This is a genomic window from Armatimonadota bacterium (assembly GCA_035527535.1).
Taxonomy (GTDB): domain Bacteria; phylum Armatimonadota; class Hebobacteria.
This window is the reverse complement of the sequence record DATLAK010000111.1, coordinates 1-2,768: the sequence shown is the minus strand read 5'-3', so window position 1 is coordinate 2,768 and position 2,768 is coordinate 1. Positions and strand designations below refer to the sequence as shown.

Genomic DNA, 2,768 nt, shown 5'->3' with positions numbered 1-2,768 from the left:
GCTCCGTTCAGAATGACACCACCAGACCGTCGTCACTGTGAGTGGCTAGGCCCGGAGGGCCGCCACGGCGGTCGCTCCGCGACCTAGCCGCGCCAGCGAAGAGTCTCGCCTGCGCAATAGCGCAAAGTGGGTAACTGTCAGGACGGCCGATGGGGCTGCCGCCGCGACCGGGCCGCCGCCCTCCCCCAACCGGGAGCACGCTGCAACGCCGGGCGCGTCAGAACATCTTGTTGTAGCTGAGGCCGATACCCACGTCGTTGAGATCGTTGAACCAACCCGCATGGGCGCGGAAACCGTAGCCGATGTTGAGCCGCGCGCCGAGATTGGTGTCATGGGTGTCGTACTCGGCCATTAACATCAGGCGATCGCCCAGCGTCGCCGACCCGCCGATGAAGGCGCCATCGATCTGGCCCGCGCCGATACCGAGGTGGACGCGCAGGTTGGTGATTTCGCCGTCGAACACCCTGACGTGGCCCGCCACGATCTTGCTGGCGACCACGTACATGGTGCTGTCCACTTCGTCGGTGGGATCGAGCACCCCCACCGCGACCGCCGCGTGCTTATCCGTCTCCGGGCAGATGCGGTACTTGGCGGTGAGCATCGTCTCCGCCTCCGCCATCTCCACCTTACTCCGCAGCACGCCCACCTCCAGCCCGTCGCGCAGGCCCAGGTTGGCCGCGTAGGCATTCTGATCCCCGCCCGTCAGGTCCACGTTGAACCACGCCAGGTTGAACTCGTTCAGGTCCAGCGTGTCCCCCGTCGGCAACAGCAGCAGTCCGGTGTATCCCCGGAACGACGGCGCCGCCGCCGCCGCCTGTACAAGCAGCATCGCTACCAGCACGATCGTCACCAGCCGTATCATGAGACCCTCCCTTTGCGCAGATTGCACGGCGGGGGCAAGCGATCGCCCTCACCGCCCCGGCAGCGTCTATTCTATCACGACATGGGCTATCCTGCTCTCGTCGTGTCGCGGCGCGGGGACAGGCGCCCGCTCGCTCTCCGACATGCCGGTCGCGACGACATCGTAGGAGCGCTCGATCGCCCGGAACCGTCGCGCGAGCGCCGTGCCCAGGCGGAAGGCGAAGTATAGCAGCAGCCCCAGCGCGAGCAGCCAGAGCGCGCGTCTGAACCAGCGCCCGCTGCCGAGTTCCGACCAGCGCTTGCCAAGCTCGAATTCGCTTCTCACGTCGGTTGGGTCGCCCGGCTCCGGGGGAAATCGCAATGGGAAATGGGGACAGGCACCATCGTTCGGAGATTATGGAGCCAGTCCCTCACTTCCCCCATCGGCCAGGTACTCGTCAATTGTCTTATAGGTGAAGGGTTCGCCCTCGCGGCGGGCGGAGAGCGCGGTCAGCAGCGCGCGCGCGGTGTCAAGCGAGGTCAGGCAGGGGAGGGAATGCTCGACGCTGGCGCGGCGGATGCGGATGCCTTCGCGCCCGGGCTTGCGGTCGCGGGACATGGTGTTGATGAGCAGGTCCGCCGCGCCGCCGGTGATGAGGTCGAGGATATTGGGGCTGCCCTCGCTGATCTTGCCCACGCGCCGGGCGGGGATGCCGTGGGCGGCGAGGTGGGCGGCGGTGCCGCGGGTGGCGTGAATGGTGAACCCCAGGCGGTTGAAGCCGCGCGCCAGCTCCGTCGCCTCCGGCTTGTCGCGGTCGGCCACCGTCAGCACCAGCGTCCCCCGGCTCGGCGGCGCCACCCCGGAGGCGATCATCGCCTTGTGCAGCGCGCGCGAGTAGTCTTCGTCTATGCCCATGATCTCCCCCGTGGACTTCATCTCCGGCCCCAGGCTGACGTCCACCCGCGTCAGCTTGGCGAAGGAGAAGACCGGCGCCTTGACCCCGTAGTGGCGGGGCGGTGGATAGAGCCCGGGGGCGTAGCCCAGCTCGGCCAGCGACTTGCCGAGCATGGCCTTGGTGGCGACGTTGACCATGGGGATGCCGGTGAGCTTGGACAGGTAGGGGACGGTGCGGCTGGCGCGGGGGTTGACCTCCAGCACATAGACCTGGTCGCCCTCGAGCACGAACTGGATGTTCATCAGCCCCTTGATATGCAGGGCGCGGGCGAGGCGCAGCGAGTAGTCCACGATCGTCCGCTGCGCCACCTGCGACAGGCTCACCGGCGGGCAGACCGCCATGCTGTCGCCGGAGTGGACGCCGGCGCGCTCGATGTGCTCCATGATGCCGGGGATGAGGGCGTCGCGCCCGTCGGCGATGACGTCCACCTCCGCCTCCTTGCCCAGGACGTACTTGTCCACCAGGATAGGGTGGCGCGGCGAGACGTCGGTCGCCATGCGCATGTATGCCAGCAGCTCCTCGTCGGAGAAGACGATCTCCATCGCGCGGCCGCCGAGGACGTAGGACGGCCGCACCAGCACCGGGTAGCCGATGTCGGTCGCCACCCGCCGCGCCGCCTCGGCCGAGGTCACCGCGCGCCCCGGCGGCTTGGGAATGTCGAGTTCGCGCAGCAGGTGCTCGAAGCGGTCGCGATTCTCGGCGGCGTCAATGTCCTCGAAGGCGGTGCCGAGCAGGGGCACCCCGTGGCGGTGGAAGACATCGGCGAGGTTGATCGCGGTCTGGCCGCCGAACTGCACCACCACCGCCTCGGGTTGCTCCTGGCGGATGATGTTCAGCGTATCCTCCTCGGTCTGCGGCTCGAAGTAGAGCTTGTCGGAGGTGTCGAAGTCGGTGGAGACTGTCTCCGGGTTGTTGTTGATGATGATGGACTGGTAGCCCTCTTCCCGCAGCGCCCAGACGGCGTGGACGGTG

Annotated in this window: 3 protein-coding genes; all 3 read right to left on the bottom strand. The window is 67.8% G+C overall.

Annotation, left to right across the window (positions count from 1 at the left end):
- Nucleotides 1–217: 217 nt before the first annotated feature.
- On the bottom strand, nucleotides 218–862 hold the full coding sequence (locus VM221_08010) for a hypothetical protein (GenBank protein HUT74762.1): 645 nt from the start codon (nucleotides 860–862) through the stop codon (nucleotides 218–220).
- A 66-nt stretch (nucleotides 863–928) separates the two neighbouring features.
- Nucleotides 929–1,186: a hypothetical protein gene (locus VM221_08005; GenBank protein ID HUT74761.1), complete on the bottom strand. Its 258-nt coding sequence runs from the start codon at nucleotides 1,184–1,186 to the stop codon at nucleotides 929–931.
- A gap of 69 nt (nucleotides 1,187–1,255) precedes the next feature.
- A partial coding sequence (carB, locus tag VM221_08000) for a carbamoyl-phosphate synthase large subunit (GenBank protein HUT74760.1) occupies nucleotides 1,256–2,768 on the bottom strand: 1,513 nt, incomplete at its 5' end.